Here is a 317-nt window from a genome sequence, read left to right on the forward strand (position 1 = left end):
GTTGGACTCACCGTTATACTAGCCGTTGGCAATGGTAAAACGGTTAAGGTAACACTACTGGTTTGCGGATTAACACAACTCGGCGTACCCGAACTCGCTACACTTATAATATTGATAGTGGTGTCAGCCGAAAATGTTCCGATAATGGTAGCTATTCCGCCCGCATTTAAGGTAACCGTTTGATTGGCTCCGCCGTTAATGTTATAAGTAACTACTGCATCGGGTGTACCTGTAAAAGTAAAAGTAGCACTATCATTGGCACAGATAGTCGTTGGACTCACCGCTACACTCACTATTGGTAACGGTTGAATCGTCAA

At 44.2% G+C, this 317-nt stretch carries 1 protein-coding gene; it reads right to left on the bottom strand.

Features of this window, described 5'->3' with window-relative positions; translation table 11 throughout:
* On the bottom strand, nt 1-317 hold a 317-nt coding region (locus HA632_RS00115; RefSeq protein WP_176305214.1), incomplete at both ends, for a hypothetical protein.

Source organism: Flavobacterium sp. J49, from assembly GCF_011742145.1.
GTDB lineage: Bacteria > Bacteroidota > Bacteroidia > Flavobacteriales > Flavobacteriaceae > Flavobacterium.